Origin of the sequence: Agrobacterium sp. 719_389 (assembly GCF_900188475.1) — a bacterium.
In the GTDB taxonomy this organism is placed as follows: Bacteria; Pseudomonadota; Alphaproteobacteria; order Rhizobiales; family Rhizobiaceae; genus Agrobacterium; species Agrobacterium radiobacter.
Map to the genome: position 1 here is coordinate 61,849 of NZ_FYEM01000007.1, position 22,057 is coordinate 83,905.

Below are 22,057 nucleotides of genomic sequence, written 5' to 3' on the forward strand. Positions count from 1 at the left end.
CTCATGACGCGTTTTAATGCTTTCAATCTTTTGCGGAATGCCCTGACCGGCCACAAGAACTGGGACGAGCAGTGGCCGGACAGCCAGCCGAAAACCGAATATGACGTGGTCATCGTCGGCGCCGGCGGCCATGGTCTGGGCGCCGCCTATTATCTGGCCAGCCAGCACGGCATCACCAATGTCGCCGTCATCGACAAGGGCTGGCTCGGCGGCGGTAATACCGGCCGCAACACCACGATCATCCGCTCCAACTATCTCTATGACGAGAGCGCCCGTCTTTACGATCACGCCGTCGATCTCTGGGAGAATTTGAGCCAGGAGCTGAACTACAACGTCATGTATTCAAGGCGCGGCGTGCTGATGCTGGCCCACAATGTGCATGACGTGCAGAGCTTCAAGCGCCACATCCATTCCAACCGTTTGAACGGTGTGGACAATCGCTGGCTTACCCCGGAAGAATGCAAGGACTATTGCCCGCCGCTCAGCATTGCGCCGAATGCGCGTTATCCTGTCATGGGCGGTGCGCTTCAGGAACGGGCCGGCACGGCGCGCCACGATGCGGTTGCCTGGGGTTATGCGCGCGGCGCTGCCGCCCGTGGTGTCGATATCATCCAGAACTGCCCGGTCACCGCCATTCGCCGTAACGCAGACGGCTCCGTTGCGGGCGTCGAGACGGCGAGGGGCTTCATCAAGGCGAAGAAGGTCGCGGTTTCCGCCGCCGGCCACACCTCTGTTGTGATGGACACGGCGGGTGTGCGCCTGCCGCTCGAAAGCTACCCGCTGCAGGCGCTGGTGTCGGAGCCGATCAAGCCGATTTTCCCCTGCGTTGTCATGTCGAACGCGGTCCACGCTTATATCAGCCAGTCCGACAAGGGCGAGCTGGTTATCGGTTCGGGTACGGACCAATATACATCCTATTCGCAGCGCGGCGGCCTGCCGCTGATCGAGCATACGATCGCTGCGATCGTCGAGATTTTCCCGATCTTCAATCGCATGCGCATGCTGCGCAAATGGGGCGGCATCGTCGATGTGACGCCGGATCGCTCGGCCATTCTCGGCAAGACGCCTGTCGACGGGCTTTACGTCAATTGCGGCTGGGGTACGGGCGGCTTCAAGGCCACGCCGGGCGCTGCGCACACCTTCGCCTGGACCATTGCCAAAAACGAACCGCACCCGATCAACGCGCCGTTCACGCTGGAGCGTTTCCGGTCCGGCCGCCTGATCGACGAGGCCGCCGCCGCCGCCGTGGCGCATTAATTCACGCATTTTCCGGACGTAAAACCGCGCTGCACTTTTACTGGAAATGCTCTGAGGATACGACGATGCTTTTGATCCGCTGCCCCTATTGCAATGAAACGTTGCCCGAGGCCGAATTCACCTATGCCGGGCAGGCCCATATTACCCGCGCCGCCGATCCCTCGTCGCAGACCGATGAGCAATGGGAAGAATTCCTGTTCATCCGCGAAAACGTGAAAGGCCCGCATTTCGAGCGCTGGCGGCATCTGCATGGTTGCGGCCGCTTCTTCAACGCCGTGCGTGACACGGTGAGCGACCGGTTCCTCACGACCTATCGGGCGGGTGAACCGCGTCCAGAACTTTCTTCCCTGACCCGTGCACCAGCCAGTTCCGAGGTGTCGAAATGAACTCTTATCGCGTTTCCGGCCGTGGCCGTGTGGATGCCGCCCGCTCGGTCAGCTTTACCTTCGATGGCAGGACCTATCGCGGCGTGAAGGGCGATACGGTCGCCTCGGCACTTCTCGCCAATGGTGTGCATCTCATGGGCCGCTCGTTCAAATACCACCGCCCGCGCGGCCCGGTGGCGGCGGGTTCCGAAGAGCCGAATGCGCTGATCGGCACCCGCCGCCGCGCAGGGCGTTTCGAGCCGAACACCCGCGCCACGGTGCAGGAAATCTGGAACGGGCTGGAAACCACCTCCCAGAACAAATATCCGAGCCTGAAATTTGATATCGGCGCGGTCAATGACATGGCCTATATGCTGTTTTCGGCGGGTTTTTACTACAAGACCTTCATGTGGCCGAAGAGCTTCTGGAACAAGGTCTATGAGCCCTTCATCCGCGCGGCCGCAGGGCTTGGCGTTTCGCCGACCGAAGAAGACCCGGATATTTATGCATCGCGCAATTTGCATTGCGATGTGCTGGTTGTCGGCGCAGGTCCCGCCGGTCTGGCGGCGGCCCGCGCGGCGGCGGTCGATGGTCTCAAGGTCGTGCTGGTCGATGAAAATGCCGAAGCCGGCGGCACGCTGCTGTCGGAGCCGCAGGCGAAGATCGATGGCAAGCCCGCATGGAACTGGCTGGCGGATGAATTGACGGCTTTGAAGGAGCGCGGCGTCAAAGTGATGACCCGCACGACGGCCATTGCCTATTACCACCAGAACATGATCGGCCTTTGCGAAAAGCTCACGGACCATCTGGAAACCGTGCCGAAGCATACGCCGCGCGAGCGCCTGTGGCGCGTTCGGGCGCGTCAGGTCGTATTGGCGCAGGGCGCACTGGAAAAGCCGCTGGTCTTCCACGGTAACGACCGGCCGGGCGTGATGCTCGCGGGTGCCGCCCAGACCTATCTCAACCGCTACGGCGTCAAGGCCGGCAACCGGCCGGTGGTGGTGACGAGCCATGACAGCGCCTGGTATGCCGCTTTTGATCTTCACGGAGCGGGCGCACCTGTTCAGGCCATTGTCGATACCCGCGCCAAGGTGCGGGAAGAACTGGTGAACGAGGCGCGCGCTCTCGGCATTCCGGTCAAACTGTCGCATACGGTCACGGCGACGTCGGGGCGGCTGCGGGTCAAGTCGGTTCGGGTCAATCCGGTTAATGGCGCGTCGGTCGCTGCGGGACAGGAAATCGCCTGCGACGCGGTGCTGATGTCAGGCGGCTGGACGCCGTCGCTGCATCTCTTTTCCCATACGCAGGGCAAGATCGCCTGGGATGACGAGCGGACTACCTTCCTTCCTGCCGCCACCAACGAGGATTGCGTGATTGCCGGGGCCGGACGCGGGCTCTGGGGCATCGAGGCGGCGCTGAAGGACGGCGCTGAGCGGGGCCGTGAAGTTGCAGCAGCACTCGGCAAGGCCGCCAATATTTCCAGCCATGCGGTGGAACATGACCGCACCGGCAGCGGCGTCTCGCACACCGAATTGCCGAGCGACCGCGATGCCGGCAAGGCCAAGGCTTTCGTAGATTACCAGAATGATGTGACCGCCAAGGATCTGCGCCTTGCCGTGCGCGAGGGCATGCGGTCCATCGAGCATGTCAAGCGCTACACCACCAATGGCATGGCCACCGATCAGGGCAAGATGTCCAACATCAACGGCCTCAACATCGCGGCGGAAGCGCTCGGCAAACGCCAGCCGCAGGTGGGACTGACGACCTTCCGCCCGCCCTATACGCCGACGACCTTCGGAGCCTTCGCCGGTTATCACCGCGGCGCACATTTCGAGGTGACGCGCAAGACGCAGATCGACGGGTGGGCTGAGGCCCATGGCGCGGTCTACGAGCCGGTCGGGCAATGGCGTCGCGCCTGGTATTTCCCGAAACCGGGCGAAGACATGGATGCGGCTGTCGGCCGCGAATGCCGGGCGGTGCGCCAGAGTGTGGGCATTTTCGACGCTTCGACGCTCGGCAAGATCGAGGTTGTCGGGCCTGATGCGGTCGAGTTCATGAACCGCATGTATACCAATCCCTGGACGAAGCTCGCCGCCGGCCGCTGCCGTTATGGCCTGCTGCTCGGCGATGACGGCTTCATTCGCGACGATGGCGTCATCGGCCGCATGACCGAAGACCGTTTCCACGTCACCACCACCACAGGCGGCGCCGCCCGCGTGCTGAACATGATGGAGGATTACCTCCAGACGGAGTGGCCGGATCTCAATGTCTGGCTGACCTCGACGACCGAACAGTGGTCCACCATTGCGCTGAACGGCCCGAACGCGGCAAAGCTGCTTGCGCCGCTGGTGGAGGGCGTCGAACTGACGGAAGAGGCCTTCCCGCATATGTCCTGCGTGGAGTGCACGGTGGCCGGCATGCCGGCGCGGCTGTTCCGCGTCAGCTTCACCGGCGAGATCGGCTTCGAGGTCAATGTGCCGGCACCGCTCGGCCGCAAGCTCTGGGAAATCCTGTGGGAGGCCGGCCAGCAATATGGCATCACGCCTTACGGCACGGAAACCATGCATGTGCTGCGTGCCGAAAAGGGTTACATCATCGTCGGCCAGGATACCGATGGCACGGTCACGCCCTATGATGCGGCGATGGGCTGGGCCGTGGGCAAGAACAAGCCGGATTTCGTCGGCAAGCGCGGCCTTGCCCGCCCTGATCTCGTCGCCAAGGATCGCCGCCACCTCGTCGGCCTTCTGACCGAAGACCGCTCGAAGCTGGAAGAGGGCGCGCAGATCGTCTTCGACCCGAAACAGCCGATCCCGATGAAAATGGTCGGCCACGTCACCTCGTCCTATCACTCGGATGCTGTCGGCCGGCCCATCGCGCTGGCTCTGGTGGAGGGTGGCCATGAGCGGATGGGCGAGACCGTCTACATCCCCATGCTGGACCGCACCATTGCCGCGAAAATCACCGGGATGGTCTTTGTCGATCCCGAAAATACCCGCCTGAAAATCTGACCCGGAGATGACAATGAACATGCGCGTTTCCTCCCCCATTTCCGGCACTTTGGCAGAGAGCAAGGCGGCCCGGGTCAGTATCGTGGCCGCAAAGGCTCGGTTGTCGCTGCGCGCCCGAGGCGATCTCACGCCGCTCAGCGCCGCCCTTGGCCTTGCCTTGCCCGACCGGATCGGCACCCGCTCCGCCGCAGGTGAAATCGAGGCCGTGCGCCTCGGTCCCGACGAATGGACGATCCTTGCTCCGACAGGGGAGACCGACAGGCTGATTGCGGCCTGCGGCGCTGTCTATGCCAGCCACCCGCACAGCCTCGTCGATATTTCCGGCCGGGAAGTGACGCTCTCGATCGAGGGGCCACAGGCTGCCGAACTGCTGACGCTGGGCTGCGCCCGCGATATCGACACCATTGCTGTCGGTGAGGCGCGCCGAACGATTTTCGACGGCGTGACCGTGGTGCTCTGGCGCGATGCGGAAAACCGTTTCCGCATGGATATCTGGAACAGCTTCGTGTCGCATCTTGGCCATTTTCTTGAAACCGGCTGCAAGGAACTTGCGGCTGACATCGCTTGATTCTCAGAGGAGAAAACAATGCTCAACCGCCTGTCACATAATACCGTTTCGGACACGGTGATCGCCGACGCCATCGCCGAGGAACTCGACCGCCAGAAGACGCAGATCGAGCTGATCGCTTCGGAAAACATCGTTTCCGCCGATGTTCTGGCGGCTCAAGGCTCGGTGCTGACCAACAAATATGCCGAGGGCTATCCCGGCAAGCGTTATTACGGGGGGTGCGAATTCGTCGACAAGGTCGAACAGGTCGCGATCGACCGGTTGAAGCAGCTATTCGGTGCGGAATTCGCCAATGTGCAGCCGCATTCCGGCGCGCAGGCCAATCAGGCGGTATTTCTGGCGTTGCTGCAGCCGGGAGACCGGATCATGGGCATGTCGCTTGCCCATGGCGGCCACCTGACCCACGGTTCGCCGGTGACGATGTCCGGCAAGTGGTTCGATGTCGTCTCCTACGAGGTCGATGCCGATACACATCTGATCGATATGGAGAAGGTGCGGGCGCGGGCGCTGGAGACCAAGCCGAAGCTGATCGTGGCGGGCGCATCGGCCTATCCGCGCCGGATCGATTTTGCCGGCTTCCGCAGAATAGCCGACGAAGTCGGCGCTTATCTGATGGTCGACATGGCCCATTATGCCGGTCTGATCGCCGGCGGCAAATATCCGAACCCGGTGCCGCACGCCCATGTCGTCACCTCCACCACCCACAAGACCCTGCGCGGCCCCCGCGGCGGCGTGATCCTCACCAATGACGCCGACCTGGCGAAGAAGCTGAACTCGGCCGTCTTCCCCGGCAATCAGGGCGGCCCGCTGATGCATGTCATCGCCGCCAAGGCCGTGGCTTTTGGCGAGGCCTTGCGTCCGGAGTTTTCCGATTATGCCGGTCAGGTCATCGCCAATGCACAGGCGCTGGCGAAGGTGCTGACGACGGGTGGTCTGGGCATCGTCTCGGGTGGAACCGATAGCCACATGGTGCTGGTCGATCTACGCCCGAAAGGCGTGACCGGCAAGGTTGCCGAAATCGCTCTGGAGCGGGCGGGGCTTACCTGCAACAAGAACGCCATTCCCAACGATCCGGAAAAGCCCTTTGTCACCTCGGGCATCCGGCTTGGAAGCTCGGCCGGTACCACGCGTGGTTTCGGTGTGGCCGAATTCGAACAGGTCGGCGCGCTGATCCTGCGTGTCATCGACGCGCTGGCGGCGAATGCCGAAGGTGATGCCGTAGTCGAGGCCGAGGTGCGGGGAGAGGTTGCTGCACTTTGCGAGGCCTTCCCGATCTACGGTTCGTAAGCGGCCCCGCCGGGCTTCGGCAAGTCTCAATCGCCGTCCTGACCACGGCCGGCGGTTCATCGGCAATCGGCGCGAAAGCGCGGGCGATCCGTCCGCGCGGCAAAGACCCAGGGGAGCAGGATTTGAGCACCTATATCATGACAGTCGCGTGCCCGGCGCGTAGCGGCATTGTCGCCGCCGTATCCGGTTATCTCGCCCGGTCCGGATGCAATATCAACGACAGTTCGCAATTCACCGACCAGGAGACGGGCCGCTTTTTCATGCGGCTGAGCTTCGTTTCCGAACAGGGATCGGGACGCGATGCGCTGCTCGACGGGTTTGGTCCCGTCGCTGCCGATTTCGATATGGACTATGATATCCATGATCTTTCGCGAAAGACGAAGGTCGTGATCATGGTCTCGCGCTTTGGCCACTGCCTGAACGATCTGCTGTACCGCTCCCGCATCGGCGCGCTGCCGGTCGAGATTGTCGCGGTGATCTCCAATCACCTCGACTACCAGAAGCAGGTGGTGAACGAGGATATTCCCTTTCACCACATTCGCGTCACGCCGGAAACGAAGCCGGAGGCGGAAGCCGCGATCCTGCAGGTGGTGCAGGATACCGGAGCGGAGCTTGTGGTGCTTGCGCGCTACATGCAGGTCCTGTCGGACCGGCTGTGTCAGGAAATGTCTGGCCGCATCATCAACATCCATCATTCCTTCCTGCCGTCTTTCAAGGGCGCCAACCCTTATAAACAGGCCTATGAACGCGGGGTGAGGCTGATCGGCGCGACCGCCCATTACGTCACCGCCGATCTCGATGAAGGGCCGATCATCGAGCAGGATACGATCCGCGTAACCCATGCCCAAAGCGCGATGGACTATGTCAGCCTGGGCCGGGATGTGGAAAGCCAGGTTCTCGCGCGGGCCATCCACGCCCATATTCATCACCGGGTCTTCCTGAATGGAAACAGGACGGTTGTCTTTCCCGCGTCTCCCGGGGAGCATGTGTCCGAGCGCATGGGCTGAATGCCGGCTCATGCGGAACCGTGATTTGCGTCCGTCGTCAGTGGCTCGTTGTCATGCCGTCCCGCCAGTGAACGAGGCGGACTACGAGTGAGGGTTGTTATTCGGCGGGCTGCGCCACGGCCTCCGCGCCGGATCTTTCGCGATCTCCCGAGAGGCTGCGCTGACCGAGCGTGATGATGGCGACGGTCGAAAGGCTTGCGGCAACTGACACCCAGAAACCGTTATCCGGGCCGAAATTATCGATGACCCAGCCGGAGATGAAGGCGCCGAGCGCCATGCCGATACCGATGCCGGTCATCACCCAGGTCACGCTTTCCGTCAGCATCGATTCAGGCACCCGGCGCTCGATCAGGCCGAATGAGGTGATGAAGATCGGGGAGATTGCAACGCCGCTGAGGAAAACGGCAAAAGCCAGAAGGGCAACAGAGGTGCTGGCGGCAAGCAGCGGCAGAGCAGTAAGTGCAAGCACGCTGACGGCGATCAGCAGTTGCCGTTGCAGCGGCATTTTGGGATTGAGCGCGCCGAGAATGAGGCCGACCACGAAGGACCCGATGGCATAGACGCCGATGACGAGGCTGGCGGCTTCCGGTTGGCCAAGTTCCTTGGTGATTGCGACGGCACTTACCTCGGCAGTGGCGAAAGTGGAGCCGACAAAGATCAGCGCAAGTGTGATGATCTGGACCGGACGCAGGGAGATGGCCGAACGCTGCCGGCGACCGCTTTCAACCGGGCGTACCTTGGGCTCTGTCGAACGTTGAAGAAGGAAAGCGAAGGTGCCGAGCGCCAGAAAGGTGGTGCTGATCATCATGCCCGCTTCCGGAAAGAGCGAGACTGCCAGGCCGACGGAAAGCGACGCGCCTGAAATGTAGACGAGTTCGTCAGCGGCGGATTCAAAGGCGAAGGCGGTGTTCAGTTCCGGACGGTCGCGGAAGATTTCTGTCCAGCGGGCGCGCATCATGGCCGGAATGCTCGGCATGGCGGCGGCGAGGAAGGCGGAAAGAAACAGTGTCCAGGCCGGCCATTTCTGGTTCGTCGCGATAATCAGCGCCGCAAAGGCGATGACCGAGACGATGGTGGCGGGGATGAGGACCTTGCTCTGCCCCTTGCGATCCACCAGCCGGGAGATTTGTGGGGAGACGGCGGCATTGGTCAGCGCAAAGGTTGCGGAGACGGCGCCGGCCAGCCAATATTCGCCATGGGTTTGCGAAAGCATGGCAACGATGCCGATCGGGGCCATGGCAATGGGAAGGCGGGCGAAGAAACCGGCGGCGGAAAAGCCTTTTGCGCCTGGAGCCCGGAAAATTTCTCTGTATGGATTAGCCATCGGGATACACCTTGTTCAGAGCGTGTCCACCACATACATACGTGGCGTATGTAAATGAGATAATTGCATACGGCGCGTATGTCAACTAATATACGCGTCGTATGTGGAAAATGGAGAAAAAATGCGTAAACCTCGCAGTGAAATGATTGCCGAGACGCGGACGAAGCTTCTGGCTGCCGGCCGCAAGGCCTTTGGCAGCATCGGTTATGCGGAAGCGTCGATGGATGACTTCACCGCCGAGGCCGGTCTCACCCGCGGCGCGCTCTATCACCATTTTGGCGATAAAAAAGGCCTGCTGTTGGCGGTGGTGGCCGAAATCGATACGGAAATGACGAAGAGGCTCTGTGACATCTCATCGAGGGCCGAGTCCCGGTGGGAAGGTTTTGTCGAGGAGAATCTCGGTTATGTGCGCATGGCTCTCGAACCGGAAATCCAGCGGATCATGTTTCGCGACGGGCCGGCGGTGCTCGGCGATCCGTCGCGCTGGCCAAATGCAAACGGCTGCATCTCGGCAGTCGCGCGAAGCCTCGATGCCCTGAAGGAAGAAGGCACGATCGGCGATATCGATGCGGAGGCATGCGCTCGTTTCATCAACGCGGCAAGCAGCGCCGCCGCCCAGTGGATCGCCAATTCCGACGACCCCGAAATGACCTCGAAACGGGCCGTGGGAAGCTTCCGGGCCTTTCTGGAGGGATTGCGGATCAGGAAAGACTGATACTTGGCTTTACGCGGTTGCCCGCGGCGTCAGGCAGCCGGGTCATTCGGCCCGCAGCATATCCTGCATTCGCCCGATAATTTCGTTGAGGATTGCTATCCGCTGGCGGCCGCTCGTGCGGGGGTGAAATAGGAGACTTCGATCCTCGGTTCAAACGGGATCGCCACCATTTCGGCTCCCCGGAAAGAAACGCATCGTACAGGGTCGCCGCGCCGCGCGGTGACCGGAGGAGGACGGCGTGCTGAAAACGTCCCCCGCAAATTTCCCATGAGCCCAGATATGCTGCCTGCAAGTCATGCGACTGTCATATCGCGGGTCTAGGAGAAAGTGTGGTTTTCATACGTTTCGCGAGGGGAATATGCGCAAAATCGTTGCTGCTTTGGTCGCCACGACCTTTCTTGCCGGCGCCGTTCAGGCTGCCGAGGTTTATCCGCTTGATCGTGCTACGATCCTGACCGGTTCGCCGTTCGATTTCAAAGTCGAGTTCGCTTCCGTTGTAAAGCCGGAGGACGTCAAGATCACCGTCAACGGCCAGGATTACAAGGCCGCTCTCGGCAAGGATGCCGAGTTCGTCGCCGAAGAAAAGAACAAGGACAAGGTCCTTGGTTCGGCCGTCATCCTGCGCGGCGTCACGCTCGCCAGCGCCGGTGACTACAAGGTCGAAGTTTCTGCCGGTTCCGAAATCAAGGCGATCACCTGGACCGTTTATGGCACGCCTGCCCAGGCAAAGGCCAAGAACGTCATCTTCCTCATCGCCGATGGTCTGTCCGTCGCCCACCGCACCGCTGCCCGCATCATGTCCAAGGGCATGACCGAGGGTAAGGCCAACGGCCGCCTCAACATGGATGATGTGCCGCCGGTCGCCTTTATCGGCACCTCCGCCACCGACGCGGTCGCCACCGACAGCGCCAACACCATGTCGGCCTATATGACCGGTCACAAGACCGCCGTGAACGCCATTGGCGTTTATGCCGACCGCACCCCGGCCTCGCTCGACGATCCGAAGGTCGAAACGATCGCGGAAGCCCTGCGCCGCCAGACCAAGAAGTCGATCGGCATCATCTCGACCGCCGAATTGCAGGACGCCACGCCGGCCGCCGTCGTTGCCCACACCCGCAAGCGCGGCGACAAGGCTGACATCAACGGCATGCTGTTCGATGTGAAGCCGGATGTCCTTCTCGGCGGCGGCTCCGCCTACTTCCTGCCGCAGGCGACGGCCGGTTCCAAGCGCAAGGATGACAAGGACTATATCGCCTTGTTCAAGGAAGCTGGCTACACGCTGGCGACCAGCAAGGCGGAACTCGCCACGGCTGCCGGCACCAACACGGGCAAGATCCTCGGCCTGTTCCACACCGGCAACATGGATACAGCACTCGACCGCGAGTTCCTCAAGAAGGGCACCACGGCGAAGTTCCCTGACCAGCCGGGCCTTGTTGAAATGACCAAGGTCGCGCTCGGCGAACTGTCGAAGAACCCGGACGGCTTCTTCCTGATGGTCGAAGCTGCCAACGTCGACAAGATGTCCCATCCGCTTGACTGGGATCGCGCCGTCGTCGACACGATCGAATTCGACAAGGCCATCGGTGTCGCCCGTGAATTCGCGGCTAAGAACCCCGATACGCTGATCGTCGTCACCGGCGACCATACGCATGGCGTTTCCATCATCGGCACCGTCGATGATGACAAGCCGGGCGCCGAAATGCGCGAAAAGGTCGGTACCTACGCCGAGGCCGGCTTCCCGAATTATGAAGACAAGGACGGCGACGGTTATCCTGATAAGGTCGACGTTTCCCGTCGCCTGTTCCTGAACGCCAATAACGGTCCTGACCATTACGAAACCTTCCGTCCTAAGCTCGATGGCCCGTTCACACCGGCCGTCCAGAACGAAAAGAAGGAATATGTCGCCAACGAGCAGTACAAGGATGTTCCCGGTGCTGTATTCGTACCAGGCATCATTCCGAAAAGTTCCGATAGCGGCGTCCACGCGGTGGATGACGTCGTTCTGCAGGCTGAAGGCCCCGGCGCCGAAGGCTTCCGTGGTTACATGGAACAGAGCGACGTCTACAAGGGTCTTGCCGAAGCTTTCGCACTCGGCGCCAAGCACACCAACTAAGATATGAGTTGTGAGGGCACGCCGCTGTCGCGTGTCCTCACAATGGTTTCAGGTCTTCCATCTTCCATTCGGATGACGGACGATGGCAGACCTTTTCAAGAAGGAGAATGGTCATGAGCAAGGCTGATCGGGCGCAATTCAACCGTCGCCAGACCCTGGGTCTCATTGCCGGTCTGCCGCTGCTGGCCGCCGGCACGCGCGCGCAGGCGAACAGCGACATCACCTTCGACGAACTCTATGGCAAGGTCAGCGTCCTCGGGCTGGAGTTTTCCGAAAAGGTCAAGCAGTTAAACGGCAGGGAGATCGCCATGCGCGGTTTCATGGCGCCGCCGCTGAAGGCCGAAGCGCAGTTTTTCGTGCTGACCGAAATACCCATGTCGATCTGCCCCTTCTGCTCCACGGATGCCGACTGGCCGGACAACATCGTCGTCGTTTATCTCGGCGAAAAACAGACTTTTACCCAGCCGAGCCAGACAATCGAAGTGCGCGGCACGCTGGAAACGGGTTCCTGGACCGATCCGGATACCGGCTTCGTCAGCCTGCTGCGCATCCGCCGGGCAGAATACGCGACGGTTTGAGACCATGCTGTCCCTGAAGATAGATGATCTTGCCGTATCCTTTCCCGGTTTGTCGGCGCCGGTTCTCGTTCTCGACGGTCTGGAAATCGCTGCCGGTAGCCGCGTTGCGCTGACCGGTGGTTCCGGCTCGGGCAAAAGCACCCTGATCAACATCATCGCCGGCCTTGAGCGTGTTCAGGCCGGCCGCGTTGTCTGGGGAGAAGAGAACATTGCGGATCTGCCCGAGGGTCGGCGCGACCGCTGGCGCGCCGCCAATATCGGCCTCGTCATGCAGGAGTTTCATCTTTTCCCCGGCCTTTCCGCGCTGGATAATATCCTGCTGCCCGCCCGCCTGTCGCGCGCAGTGAATGCGGACCTCGTGAAACGCGCGGAATCCCTGTTTGCGACTGTCGGCCTCAAACGCCCGGGACAGCACGTTGAGACCATGTCGCGCGGTGAAATGCAGCGTGTCGCTATCGCCCGTGCGCTGCTGCGCAGTCCCGGCGTCATCATTGCCGACGAACCGACCGCAAGCCTTGATCTCGAAAGCGGCGAGGCTGTCGGTGATCTCCTGCTTTCCGTAGCGGCCAGCACCCGCAGCACGCTTATCGTCGCCAGCCATGACCAGCATCTTATCGGTCGCCTCGACCGGCGTCTCACCCTCAGCGGCGGCCGTATCGTCGCCGATACCGAGCGGAAGGAGATTGCGGCATGATCGGCTTCATCCTTGCCGACCTGCGCCGCCTTTGGCTGGGTGGCATCGTCGTGGTTCTCCTGGTTGCGCTCGCCACCGCGCTTGGCGTTGCGGTCACGCTGCAGGAGCGTTCGCTGCGTCTCGGCAGCGCCCGTGCCGCCGATAAATTCGATCTCGTTATCGGTGCGGCCGGCAGCGAAACCCAGTTGATCCTTTCCTCCATTTTTCTGCAGGCCGCACCGTTGCCGCTCGTGAATGGCGCTGTTCTGACCAGGCTCACTGCCGATCCACGGGTTGCCTGGGCGGCTCCGGTGGGTTTTGGTGATTCTTTTGCCGGATACCCGATAGTCGGCACGACGACGAGCCTTGTCAGCAATACGACATCAGGTTTCACCGAAGGCAGGACGTTCGCGCTGGAAGGCGAAGCCATACTCGGGGCTGCCGTCGATCTGTCTCTCGGTGCTGCGATCAAGCCGATGCACGGCACCGCCGAGACCGGCGGCCACACCCATACCGAGATCGCCTATAAAGTCGTCGGCAAGCTGCGGCCCACCGGCACGCCCTGGGATCGCGCCATTCTCGTGCCGATACAGGCCGTGTGGCACGTCCATGGTCTCGGTCATGATCATGGCCATGATGAAGGGCATGAGGATGGCGATGCGGGCGCGCATGATGAAGGACATCACCACGGAGATGGTCACGATCACGCCCATGAAAGTGAAGAACATCACGAAGATGGCGGTAAGCATGCCGAAGGTGAGGTGGGTCATGCCGAAGCCGCTGTTCAACTGGTGGTCTCGCAAGAGCAAAAACATGCTTTGGCCCTCGGCCCCGCCACGTCGGCGCATGTGGAGTCCGACCATCAAGGCAGCATCGATCCGGATGCGCCAATCGTGGAGACGTTCGGCGAGGGCACGCCCGGCCTGCCTGCCATTCTCGTCAAGCCCAAAACGATCGCCGACGCCTATCGCCTGCGGCAGGAATACCGGACCGGCAATACGCTTGGCGTTTTCCCGGGCGAAGTTCTGACCGGTCTTTATGCGACGCTCGGCGATGCCAAGATGGTGCTGAGCGCGGTTGCCGCCGGTTCGCAGGGGCTGGTGGCGGCGGCGCTGGTGCTGGTGACGGTGATCCATGTCGGGCAGCGGCGCAGGCAGATCGGCGCATTGCGGGCATTCGGCGCGCCGCGCGGCTCGGTATTCGCCATCGTCTGGCTTGAGCTTTTCTTGCTGGTGGCGCTCGGTGTCGGTATCGGTTTTCTGGTCGGGTTGGGCGCTGCCCATATCGGCGCAAAACTCTTTACCGCAAAAAGCGGCGTCATCCTGCCGGTTGGCTTCACCCGCGAAGATCTGCGTCTTGCACTGTTCCTGCTGGGCTTTGCCGCGGTTCTCTCAGCGATACCGGCCCTGCTCGCCTATCGCCAGTCTCCAGCCGCCGCCCTGCGCGCCTAGATCGCGCGCAAGTCGCCGCAGTTTTCGCTTTTTTTGATTGATCGAATGGCGTGCCAGCCCGGGGCGATTGGCGCGGTCTAGTCCGTCAGCATTTTGATAGCCATGCCGACACATCGACGCTTCGGCCTCAAATATGCTCTCCAAGGCGTAAAACATGAGCACGCACATAAAATATAGTTTTTTTACTGTGGCTGCTTTTTATGGCAGGCTTGTACTGAGGATTGCATCGAGGCTTGGGAAAAAGAAGCAGGAGCCGCGCAATACTGGGAGGGAACCGAGATGGTTGAAAAGAAGCCGGGTAAATCTGCTGAAATCGCGCAGACCGAGCCGCCCACTGCCGCGCCAACACTTCTTTCGGGCGGCAATCCGCAGATTGCCAAGGGATATGGCGACGGCCCGGTGCAGGCCTATATTGCCGCCATGCCGGGTTGGAAAAGCCCGGTCGGAGCACGTATCGATGCGCTGATCGAAAGCCTCGTGCCCGGCGTGCGCAAGGCCGTGAAGTGGAATTCGCCCTTTTATGGCATGGAGGACGACGTCTGGTTTCTCAGCCTTCACTGTTTTACGAAATATATCAAAGTAACCTTCCTCAACGGCGTATCTTTACAGCCTTTGCCGCCCGGCGCCTCCAAACATCCGAAGGTTCGTTACCTCGATATCCATGAGGGTGCGTTTGATGAAACGCAGTTTGCCGACTGGGTGCGGCAGGCGAGCGCCTTGCCCGGCGAAAAAATGTGATCGACTTGGTTCGCCGGCTCGGCAGGCTTGGAAGCGGGTGAAGATTGCGGCATGCGGCGGCGAATCACGCCTTCTTTCCTCACCCTCAAAGGCCGCGCCGCGCTGGGAATGATGAGAAATCGCAGGCTGCTCGATACAGTTTTTCCGTCGCAAAGAAAAACCGGCCGATCCGGCCGATTTCTGTTTACTTTTGCCGATGTTGCACGCCATCACGCTTGCTGAATTCGCTGCCAGGCGTATCGCAAACCACGGAGGATGAGATGAAGGCACTGGTGCTGGAAGAAAAAGGCAAGCTCTCGCTCAGGGATTTTGATATTCCCGGTGGAGCAGGATCCGGTGAACTCGGGCCGAAGGATGTGCTTATCCGCACCCATACGGTCGGCATTTGCGGCTCGGACGTCCATTATTATACCCACGGCAAGATCGGTCATTTCGTCGTCAATGCGCCCATGGTGCTCGGGCACGAAGCGTCGGGAACGGTGATCGAAACCGGCGCCGAGGTAACACACCTGAAAGCCGGCGATCGCGTCTGCATGGAGCCCGGCATTCCCGATCCGACATCGCGCGCCGCAAAGCTCGGCATCTATAATGTCGATCCGGCTGTCCGCTTCTGGGCGACGCCGCCGATCCATGGCTGCCTGACGCCCGAGGTCATTCATCCTGCCGCCTTCACCTACAAGCTGCCCGACAACGTGTCCTTTGCCGAAGGCGCCATGGTCGAACCCTTCGCCATCGGCATGCAGGCGGCGCTGCGGGCGCGTATCCAGCCGGGCGATATCGCCGTGGTAACGGGTGCAGGTCCGATCGGCATGATGGTGGCGCTCGCAGCACTTGCCGGCGGTTGCGCGAAGGTCATCGTTGCCGATCTTGCCCAGCCGAAGCTCGATATCATCGGCTCCTATGATGGCATCGAAACCGTCAACATTCGCGAGCGCAATCTCGCAGAGGCTGTCTCGGCTGCGACCGACGGCTGGGGTTGCGACATCGTCTTCGAATGCTCGGGTGCAGCACCCGCTGTACTCGGCATGGCGAAGCTGGCGCGGCCGGGCGGCGCGATCGTTCTGGTCGGCATGCCTGTCGATCCGGTTCCGGTCGATATTGTCGGCCTGCAGGCCAAGGAACTTCGGGTGGAGACGGTTTTCCGCTACGCCAATGTCTATGACCGCGCCGTGGCTCTCATCGCATCCGGCAAGGTGGACCTGAAGCCGCTGATTTCCGCGACCATCCCCTTCGAAGATAGCATCGCCGGTTTCGACCGTGCGGTGGAAGCGCGGGAAACGGATGTGAAACTGCAGATCGTGATGTCGCAGTAACGAACGAAGCCAGCCGCTGATGATTGAGCGGCAGAGACGTTGCGGAAAAGTATGAGTGTAGCCTGCCGGCATCCGGCAGGCTACACGTCAAAATTTCAACGAAAATCGCTTCCGGTTGCGCATTGTTTGAGCGCATCACACTAAATTGAGCGGAAAAATCGGCCCCATCGCCGCGTTTATGGTCAGCCCTTTCGGGCGACTCTTCAATTTTCGACAAAAAAGAGTCAAAAAAGTATCGGCAATTTCTTCGGCGTGATGTGGATGTACTGCCGCCGCCCGCCATATGCTCCTCATCAACGCCTGGGACGAGCCATAAAGAGGAAATGGCTCCTGTCCGCAAATACGGCGGACGCGACTGATGGGAGGAACCATGATGCAGCCCGACCTGGAACTGGTGCACATCCGCAAGGGCGAATCCTTCGCCGCCTGGCGGCATGGCTATCCGTTCCGCACCGTGCGCTGGCATTATCATCCCGAATACGAAATCCACCTCGTCGTCGCCACATCGGGCACGTTTTATATCGGTGATTTCGTCGGTCGCTTCGGCCCCGGTCAGCTCATCATGACCGGTCCCAATCTCCCCCAGAACTGGATCAGCGAGATCGAGCCGGACGAAATCGTGCCGACACGTTCCCTCGTGATCCAGTTTCCGGAGAGCTTTATCGAGGATGCCTGCACCTCCATGTCGGAAATGGACGTGGTGCGCGGCCTCCTGGATCGTAGCCGTCGGGGCATTCTTTTCGATGATGAGACGAGCGACCGCGTCCGTCCGCTGATCCTCCGGTTGATCGAAGCGCAGGGGCTGACGCGTCTGGCGCTTTTCTGGGAAATTCTCGATCTCCTGGTCAATGCCCCGACATCCGAGGTGCTGGCGAGCCTGAGCTACGAGTTGGACCTGACCGGCATCGGTGACAGCGGCATCAACCGCGCCCTGTCGCATCTGCGCCAGCATCTGACCGAGCAGGTTGAGGAAATCGATCTCGCCGACATGGTGGGCCAGAGCCCGAGCGCCTTTTCCCGCGCCTTCAAGCGCCACACGGGAACGACGCTGGTGCGCTATCGCAATCAGTTGCGCATCGATCTCGCCTGCCAGATGCTCCTGGCGGATCAGGACGTAAAGGTGGCGGAGGTCTGCTACGATGTGGGCTTTTCCAACCTTTCAAATTTCAACCGGCATTTCCTGAAATTGAAGGGAATGTCGCCGTCGAGGTTCCGAACCATATTCGCGGCCCAGAAGGCAGCGGTCATGGCGGAGTAAACCAGCGACACATCGCCGATTTTTACCAATTCGGGCAGAGGGCTGTCCGGAAACGGGCACCTGTTGCCCCAACTTTCCAAACGGGAGGAAGAGTGAGATGAAAATGAAATCCAAGTTTCTGATGGCGACAGCCGCAATTGCAATGATGGCCGCTCCGGCGCTGGCGCAGGAAAAGCTGAAGATCGGCATGACCTTCCAGGAACTGAACAACCCCTATTTCGTATCGATGCAGGAAGCCCTGAAGGAAGCCGCTGCAAGCATCGGCGCCGATGTCGTCGTCACCGATGCCGGCCACGATGTGGCAAAGCAGATTTCCGACGTTGAAGACATGCTTCAGCAGAAGATCGACATCCTGCTCCTGAACCCCACCGACAGCGCCGGCATCGAAGCCGCCGTGCATGCTGCCAAGGCTGCCGGCGTGACTGTCGTCGCCGTCGACGCCAACGCCAACGGCCCGGTCGATACCTTCGTCGGTTCGAAGAACCGCGACGCGGGTTACCAGTCGTGCAAATATCTCGGTGAAGCCCTCGGTGGTAAGGGTGAGGTTGCTATCCTCGACGGTATTCCGGTCGTGCCGATCCTCCAGCGCGTCGAAGGTTGCAAGGCGGCCCTTGCAGAATTCCCCGAGGTCAAGCTCGTTGACACGCAGAACGGCCGTCAGGACCGTTCCGTTGCTCTCGGCGTCGTCGAAAACATGATCCAGTCGCGTCCGAACCTTGCCGGTATCTTCTCGGTCAACGATGGCGGCGCGATGGGTGCGCTTGCTGCGATCCAGGGTTCCGGCAAGGACATCAAGCTGACCTCGGTAGACGGTGCTCCGGAAGCGGTGAAGGCAATTGCCGACGGTGGCCCTTTCATCGAAACCACCGCGCAGTTCCCGCGTGACCAGGTCCGTGTCGGCCTTGCCATGGCGCTCGCCCAGAAGTGGGGCGCACGCGTTGTGCCGAAGGAAGTCCCGATCGACGTCATGGTCGTCGACAGCAAAAACGCCGGCGAGTTCAGCTGGTAAGAACTCCTCCCAGGCTCCGTCCCCGCTTATGCGGGGGCGGGGTTAAATCCCGACCATCGAGGAGGGTGAAATGCTGGAACTGAATGGAATAAGAAAAAGCTTTGGCAAGATCGAAGTCCTGCGCGGTGTCGACCTTCAGGCGCGCGCCGGCGAGGTGCATGCGCTTCTGGGCGAGAACGGCGCCGGCAAGTCGACTTTGATGAAGATCCTGTGCGGCATTCTGCAGCCCTCGGAAGGGACGATCCGCATCGACGGCAAGGATCGCCGCTTCGCCAATTATGATGAGGCGATTGCCGCCGGCGTTGGCATCGTGTTTCAGGAATTCAGCCTGATCCCCTATCTCAATGCCGTTGAAAACATGTTTCTCGCCCGCGAAATTCGCGGACCGCTTCGCCTTCTCAACAAGGGCGCGATGCGCAAGCGCGCGGCCGAGATCATGAGCCGTCTGGCCGTGGATGTGCCGCTTGATGTGCCGGTGCATCGTCTTTCCGTTGCCCAGCAGCAATTTGTCGAAATCGCCAAGGCGCTGTCGCTGGATGCCCGCATCCTTGTTCTTGACGAGCCGACCGCGACGCTCACCCCGTCTGAGACCGAGCACCTGTTCAAGGTCATGCGCGAGTTGCGTCGTCAGGGCGTGGCGATCATCTTCATTTCGCACCACCTTGAGGAAATATTCGAGATCTGCGACCGCATCACCGTTCTGCGCGATGGCGAACTGATCGGCTCCTGCCTGACGTCGGAGGTCGACAATGACCGCCTGGTCGAGATGATGGTCGGCCGGCGCATCGAAGCCAGCTTCCCGCCAAAGCCACAGCTCAATCCCTCCGCCGAAAGCCTGATCGAAGTGGAAGAGCTGCAATTGAAGAAAGGCGGCCCCGTTTCGCGCTTTGCGCTGCGCAAGGGTGAAATCCTCGGCTTTGCCGGGCTTGTCGGCTCGGGCCGCACCGAAACGGTTCTCGCCATGCTGGGCGCGCATTCCGCCTCGCGCCGCAAGATCAAGGTCGATGGCGTGGACACGCGTTTTTCCGGCCCCGATGAAGCGCTGATGCGCGGCATCGGCCTGCTGCCTGAAAGCCGCAAGGAAGAGGGGCTGATCACCAGCTTCTCCATCCTGCAGAATATTTCGCTGAACAATTATCGTAAATACCGCAAGGCGCACTGGTTCCTCGATCTCAAAAAGGAACTGGAACATACGACAAAGGCCATGGCGCAGGTGCAGGTGAAGGCGCAGGGGCCTTTTGCCCGCGTCGACACGCTGTCCGGCGGTAACCAGCAGAAGATCGTCATCGCGCGCTGGCTGAACCATGACATGCGCGTGCTGATCTTCGATGAGCCGACGCGTGGTATCGATGTCGGCGCGAAGGCGGAAATCTATTCGCTCATGCGCGAATTCGCCGCGAAGGGCCATTCGATCATCATGATCTCCTCGGAGCTGCCGGAAGTGATCGGCATGTCCGACAGGGTCTGCGTCTTCCGTTCCGGCGGCATCGTCGCCACGGTCGAAGGCGAAGACATCAATTCAGAAACAATAATGACAAACGCCACCACCGGGAGAGTTGAACATGTCGCTTGATGCAAACACCGGCACCGCCGCGAAAACGGGCGGTTTCAGTTTCAGCTCGATGCTGCGTTCGCCGCTCGCCCTGCCTCTGGCGGGTCTGATTGTCGTATCGATCCTCATGGGGCTTGCGAGCGACAATTTCTTCAGCGTCAACAACATCATGAACGTACTGCGGCAGGTTTCCGTCGTCGGCATTCTCGCCGTGGGCATGACCTTCGTCATTCTCACCGGCGGTATCGACCTGTCTGTCGGCGCGGTGATGGCGCTTGTCGGAACGCTGTCGGCGGGCCTGATGGTGAATACGGGCCTGTCGCCCGCGATTGCGCTGCCTGCCGGCCTGTTCATCGGTCTCGGCATCGGCATCTTCAACGGTGCGCTCGTCGCCTGGGGCAAGATGCCCGCCATCATCGTGACGCTCGCCACCATGGGAATGGCGCGTGGCCTCGGCCTTATCTATTCCGGTGGTTACCCTGTCAGCGGCATTCCGAGCTGGATTTCCTGGTTCGGCGTCGGCCGTATCGGCGTCGTTCCGGTGCCTGTCATTATCATGGTGGTGATCTATGCTATCGCCTGGGTGCTGCTGCAACGCACGGCTTTTGGCCGCCACGTCTATGCGCTCGGCGGAAACGAACTGGCGGCCCGTCTTTCGGGCGTGAAAACCCAGCGCGTCAAGCTTGCGGTCTATGGCATCTCGGGCGTCACGGCAGCTTTCGCCGCGCTCATCCTCACCGGCCGCCTTATGAGCGGTCAGCCCAATGCCGGTGTCGGCTTCGAACTGGACGCCATTGCGGCGGTCGTTCTCGGCGGCACGGCGATTGCAGGCGGCAGGGGTCTCATTCTCGGCACGCTCATCGGCGCGGTGCTGCTCGGCATTCTCAATAACGGCCTCAACCTGATGGGCATCAACCCCTATCTGCAGGATGTCATCAAGGGCGGCATCATCCTGCTGGCCATCTATATCGGGCGTGAGTGGCGCTGAGCCGGCCCGGAAACACCTTCATAAACGCAGGAGAATTAAATGTCTGAATCGCTGCAAGGCAAGATCGCGGTCATCACCGGCGCCGCATCCGGCATCGGGCTTGCCACATCAGAAGCGCTCTTGGAACAGGGCGCAACCGTGGTCATGGTCGACTGGAACGAGAAAGCCTTGAATGATCTGGTCGCCAAGCTTGGTGACCGCGCCATCCCGCAGGTGACGAACCTGCTCGACGCCGACAGCTGCAACGCCATGATCCCGGAAATCCTCGGGAAGGTCGACCATATCGACATTCTCTATTGCAATGCCGGCACCTATATCGGCGGCGATCTCACCGAAACGACGCCCGAAGCCATCGACAAGATGCTGAACCTCAACGTCAACGCCGTCATGAAGAATGTTCATGCCGTCGTGCCGCATATGTCGGAGCGCAAGACTGGCGATATCATTGTCACCTGCTCGATCGCCGGCCATTTCCCGACCTATTGGGAGCCGGTCTATTCGGGCTCGAAATGGGCGATCACCAGCTTCGTGCAGGGCATGCGCCGCCAGATGATCCCGCACGGCGTGCGCGTCGCCCAGGTTTCTCCCGGCCCGGTCGTTTCCGCACTTCTGGCTGACTGGCCCGAGGAAAACCTTCGCAAGGCCAAGGAATCGGGCAGCCTGATCGACGCGAGCGAAGTGGCCGATGCCGTCATCTACATGCTGACGCGCAAGCGCACCGTCACCATCCGCGACATGCTGGTCTTGCCGACCAACTTCGACCGCGTTTAAAAACGTCTGGAGCGGCGGGGCAACCGGAAACGGTCCCGCCGCTTAAAATCTGTTCAAGCACCGGATGATCCGCTCCGAGGAG

Annotated in this window: 19 protein-coding genes; 18 read left to right on the plus strand and 1 reads right to left on the minus strand. The window is 60.9% G+C overall.

All coding sequences use genetic code 11. The features are described 5' to 3' along the window. The first annotated feature begins 3 nt into the window (after positions 1–3). From CFB10_RS14115 to purU, 6 genes are all read left to right on the plus strand, one after another. A complete protein-coding gene (locus CFB10_RS14115; RefSeq protein WP_020010179.1) occupies positions 4–1,257 on the plus strand; it encodes a sarcosine oxidase subunit beta family protein in 1,254 nt (417 codons plus the stop codon). Positions 1,258–1,322: 65 nt separating this feature from the next. Then, positions 1,323–1,643 (plus strand): sarcosine oxidase subunit delta, encoded by a 321-nt coding sequence (locus CFB10_RS14120; protein ID WP_003504489.1) that lies wholly within the window; start codon positions 1,323–1,325, stop codon positions 1,641–1,643. After that, positions 1,640–4,630 carry a sarcosine oxidase subunit alpha gene (locus CFB10_RS14125; protein WP_020010180.1) on the plus strand — a complete coding sequence of 997 codons (2,991 nt, stop codon included), beginning with the start codon at positions 1,640–1,642 and terminating at the stop codon, positions 4,628–4,630. Before CFB10_RS14120 ends, CFB10_RS14125 begins: the two co-directional genes overlap by 4 nt. A 13-nt stretch (positions 4,631–4,643) precedes the next feature. Next, on the plus strand, positions 4,644–5,198 hold the full coding sequence (gene soxG, locus CFB10_RS14130; RefSeq protein ID WP_020010181.1) for a sarcosine oxidase subunit gamma family protein: 555 nt from the start codon (positions 4,644–4,646) through the stop codon (positions 5,196–5,198). 18 nt (positions 5,199–5,216) lie between these two features. Beyond that, entirely contained in the window at positions 5,217–6,485 is a 1,269-nt protein-coding gene (gene glyA, locus CFB10_RS14135; protein WP_020010182.1) for a serine hydroxymethyltransferase, read from the plus strand. A 122-nt stretch (positions 6,486–6,607) separates the two neighbouring features. Continuing rightward, the gene (gene purU, locus CFB10_RS14140; RefSeq protein WP_020010183.1) at positions 6,608–7,492 is read left to right on the plus strand and encodes a formyltetrahydrofolate deformylase; all 885 of its coding nucleotides are present in this window, start codon (positions 6,608–6,610) and stop codon (positions 7,490–7,492) included. A gap of 97 nt (positions 7,493–7,589) precedes the next feature. Here purU and CFB10_RS14145 read toward each other — a convergent pair whose 3' ends face one another. Continuing rightward, a complete protein-coding gene (locus CFB10_RS14145; RefSeq protein ID WP_020010184.1) occupies positions 7,590–8,816 on the minus strand; it encodes an MFS transporter in 1,227 nt (408 codons plus the stop codon). A 121-nt stretch (positions 8,817–8,937) separates the two neighbouring features. On the opposite strand from CFB10_RS14145, the gene CFB10_RS14150 reads away from it, so the two are divergent. From CFB10_RS14150 to CFB10_RS14205, 12 genes are all read left to right on the plus strand, one after another. After that, positions 8,938–9,531, plus strand: coding sequence for a TetR/AcrR family transcriptional regulator (locus tag CFB10_RS14150; protein ID WP_026363605.1), 594 nt, complete (start codon positions 8,938–8,940; stop codon positions 9,529–9,531). A gap of 358 nt (positions 9,532–9,889) precedes the next feature. Further along, positions 9,890–11,644, plus strand: coding sequence for an alkaline phosphatase (locus tag CFB10_RS14155; protein ID WP_020010186.1), 1,755 nt, complete (start codon positions 9,890–9,892; stop codon positions 11,642–11,644). A gap of 113 nt (positions 11,645–11,757) precedes the next feature. Then, complete coding sequence (locus tag CFB10_RS14160) at positions 11,758–12,222, plus strand: hypothetical protein (protein ID WP_026363606.1); 465 nt, start codon at positions 11,758–11,760, stop codon at positions 12,220–12,222. Positions 12,223–12,226: 4 nt separating this feature from the next. Further along, the gene (locus tag CFB10_RS14165) at positions 12,227–12,916 is read left to right on the plus strand and encodes an ABC transporter ATP-binding protein (protein ID WP_020010188.1); all 690 of its coding nucleotides are present in this window, start codon (positions 12,227–12,229) and stop codon (positions 12,914–12,916) included. Beyond that, complete coding sequence (locus CFB10_RS14170; RefSeq protein WP_020010189.1) at positions 12,913–14,346, plus strand: ABC transporter permease; 1,434 nt, start codon at positions 12,913–12,915, stop codon at positions 14,344–14,346. Before CFB10_RS14165 ends, CFB10_RS14170 begins: the two co-directional genes overlap by 4 nt. A gap of 279 nt (positions 14,347–14,625) precedes the next feature. Next, positions 14,626–15,084, plus strand: coding sequence for a DUF1801 domain-containing protein (locus CFB10_RS14175; protein WP_020010190.1), 459 nt, complete (start codon positions 14,626–14,628; stop codon positions 15,082–15,084). A gap of 260 nt (positions 15,085–15,344) precedes the next feature. Continuing rightward, entirely contained in the window at positions 15,345–16,397 is a 1,053-nt protein-coding gene (locus tag CFB10_RS14180) for an NAD(P)-dependent alcohol dehydrogenase (RefSeq protein ID WP_026363607.1), read from the plus strand. A 373-nt stretch (positions 16,398–16,770) separates the two neighbouring features. Continuing rightward, the gene (locus CFB10_RS14185; RefSeq protein WP_003504503.1) at positions 16,771–17,655 is read left to right on the plus strand and encodes a helix-turn-helix domain-containing protein; all 885 of its coding nucleotides are present in this window, start codon (positions 16,771–16,773) and stop codon (positions 17,653–17,655) included. A 97-nt stretch (positions 17,656–17,752) separates the two neighbouring features. Beyond that, positions 17,753–18,664, plus strand: coding sequence for an ABC transporter substrate-binding protein (locus tag CFB10_RS14190; RefSeq protein WP_020010193.1), 912 nt, complete (start codon positions 17,753–17,755; stop codon positions 18,662–18,664). 70 nt (positions 18,665–18,734) lie between these two features. After that, positions 18,735–20,237 (plus strand): sugar ABC transporter ATP-binding protein, encoded by a 1,503-nt coding sequence (locus tag CFB10_RS14195; RefSeq protein WP_020010194.1) that lies wholly within the window; start codon positions 18,735–18,737, stop codon positions 20,235–20,237. Beyond that, positions 20,227–21,204 carry an ABC transporter permease gene (locus CFB10_RS14200; RefSeq protein ID WP_020010195.1) on the plus strand — a complete coding sequence of 326 codons (978 nt, stop codon included), beginning with the start codon at positions 20,227–20,229 and terminating at the stop codon, positions 21,202–21,204. Before CFB10_RS14195 ends, CFB10_RS14200 begins: the two co-directional genes overlap by 11 nt. 39 nt (positions 21,205–21,243) lie before the next feature. Next, positions 21,244–21,975 (plus strand): SDR family oxidoreductase, encoded by a 732-nt coding sequence (locus CFB10_RS14205; protein WP_020010196.1) that lies wholly within the window; start codon positions 21,244–21,246, stop codon positions 21,973–21,975. The last annotated feature ends 82 nt before the right edge of the window (positions 21,976–22,057 follow it).

What these genes read in the sequence shown, in the direction of transcription:
- CFB10_RS14115 (WP_020010179.1), top strand. Translation starts at nt 4, where the DNA reads ATGACGCGTTTTAATGCTTTCAATCTTTTGCGGAATGCCCTGACCGGC.
- CFB10_RS14120 (WP_003504489.1), top strand. Translation starts at nt 1,323, where the DNA reads ATGCTTTTGATCCGCTGCCCCTATTGCAATGAAACGTTGCCCGAGGCC.
- CFB10_RS14125 (WP_020010180.1), top strand. Translation starts at nt 1,640, where the DNA reads ATGAACTCTTATCGCGTTTCCGGCCGTGGCCGTGTGGATGCCGCCCGC.
- soxG (WP_020010181.1), top strand. Translation starts at nt 4,644, where the DNA reads ATGAACATGCGCGTTTCCTCCCCCATTTCCGGCACTTTGGCAGAGAGC.
- glyA (WP_020010182.1), top strand. Translation starts at nt 5,217, where the DNA reads ATGCTCAACCGCCTGTCACATAATACCGTTTCGGACACGGTGATCGCC.
- CFB10_RS14145 (WP_020010184.1), bottom strand. Translation starts at nt 8,816, where the DNA reads ATGGCTAATCCATACAGAGAAATTTTCCGGGCTCCAGGCGCAAAAGGC.
- CFB10_RS14150 (WP_026363605.1), top strand. Translation starts at nt 8,938, where the DNA reads ATGCGTAAACCTCGCAGTGAAATGATTGCCGAGACGCGGACGAAGCTT.
- CFB10_RS14155 (WP_020010186.1), top strand. Translation starts at nt 9,890, where the DNA reads ATGCGCAAAATCGTTGCTGCTTTGGTCGCCACGACCTTTCTTGCCGGC.
- CFB10_RS14160 (WP_026363606.1), top strand. Translation starts at nt 11,758, where the DNA reads ATGAGCAAGGCTGATCGGGCGCAATTCAACCGTCGCCAGACCCTGGGT.
- CFB10_RS14165 (WP_020010188.1), top strand. Translation starts at nt 12,227, where the DNA reads ATGCTGTCCCTGAAGATAGATGATCTTGCCGTATCCTTTCCCGGTTTG.
- CFB10_RS14170 (WP_020010189.1), top strand. Translation starts at nt 12,913, where the DNA reads ATGATCGGCTTCATCCTTGCCGACCTGCGCCGCCTTTGGCTGGGTGGC.
- CFB10_RS14175 (WP_020010190.1), top strand. Translation starts at nt 14,626, where the DNA reads ATGGTTGAAAAGAAGCCGGGTAAATCTGCTGAAATCGCGCAGACCGAG.
- CFB10_RS14180 (WP_026363607.1), top strand. Translation starts at nt 15,345, where the DNA reads ATGAAGGCACTGGTGCTGGAAGAAAAAGGCAAGCTCTCGCTCAGGGAT.
- CFB10_RS14185 (WP_003504503.1), top strand. Translation starts at nt 16,771, where the DNA reads ATGCAGCCCGACCTGGAACTGGTGCACATCCGCAAGGGCGAATCCTTC.
- CFB10_RS14190 (WP_020010193.1), top strand. Translation starts at nt 17,753, where the DNA reads ATGAAAATGAAATCCAAGTTTCTGATGGCGACAGCCGCAATTGCAATG.
- CFB10_RS14195 (WP_020010194.1), top strand. Translation starts at nt 18,735, where the DNA reads ATGCTGGAACTGAATGGAATAAGAAAAAGCTTTGGCAAGATCGAAGTC.
- CFB10_RS14200 (WP_020010195.1), top strand. Translation starts at nt 20,227, where the DNA reads ATGTCGCTTGATGCAAACACCGGCACCGCCGCGAAAACGGGCGGTTTC.
- CFB10_RS14205 (WP_020010196.1), top strand. Translation starts at nt 21,244, where the DNA reads ATGTCTGAATCGCTGCAAGGCAAGATCGCGGTCATCACCGGCGCCGCA.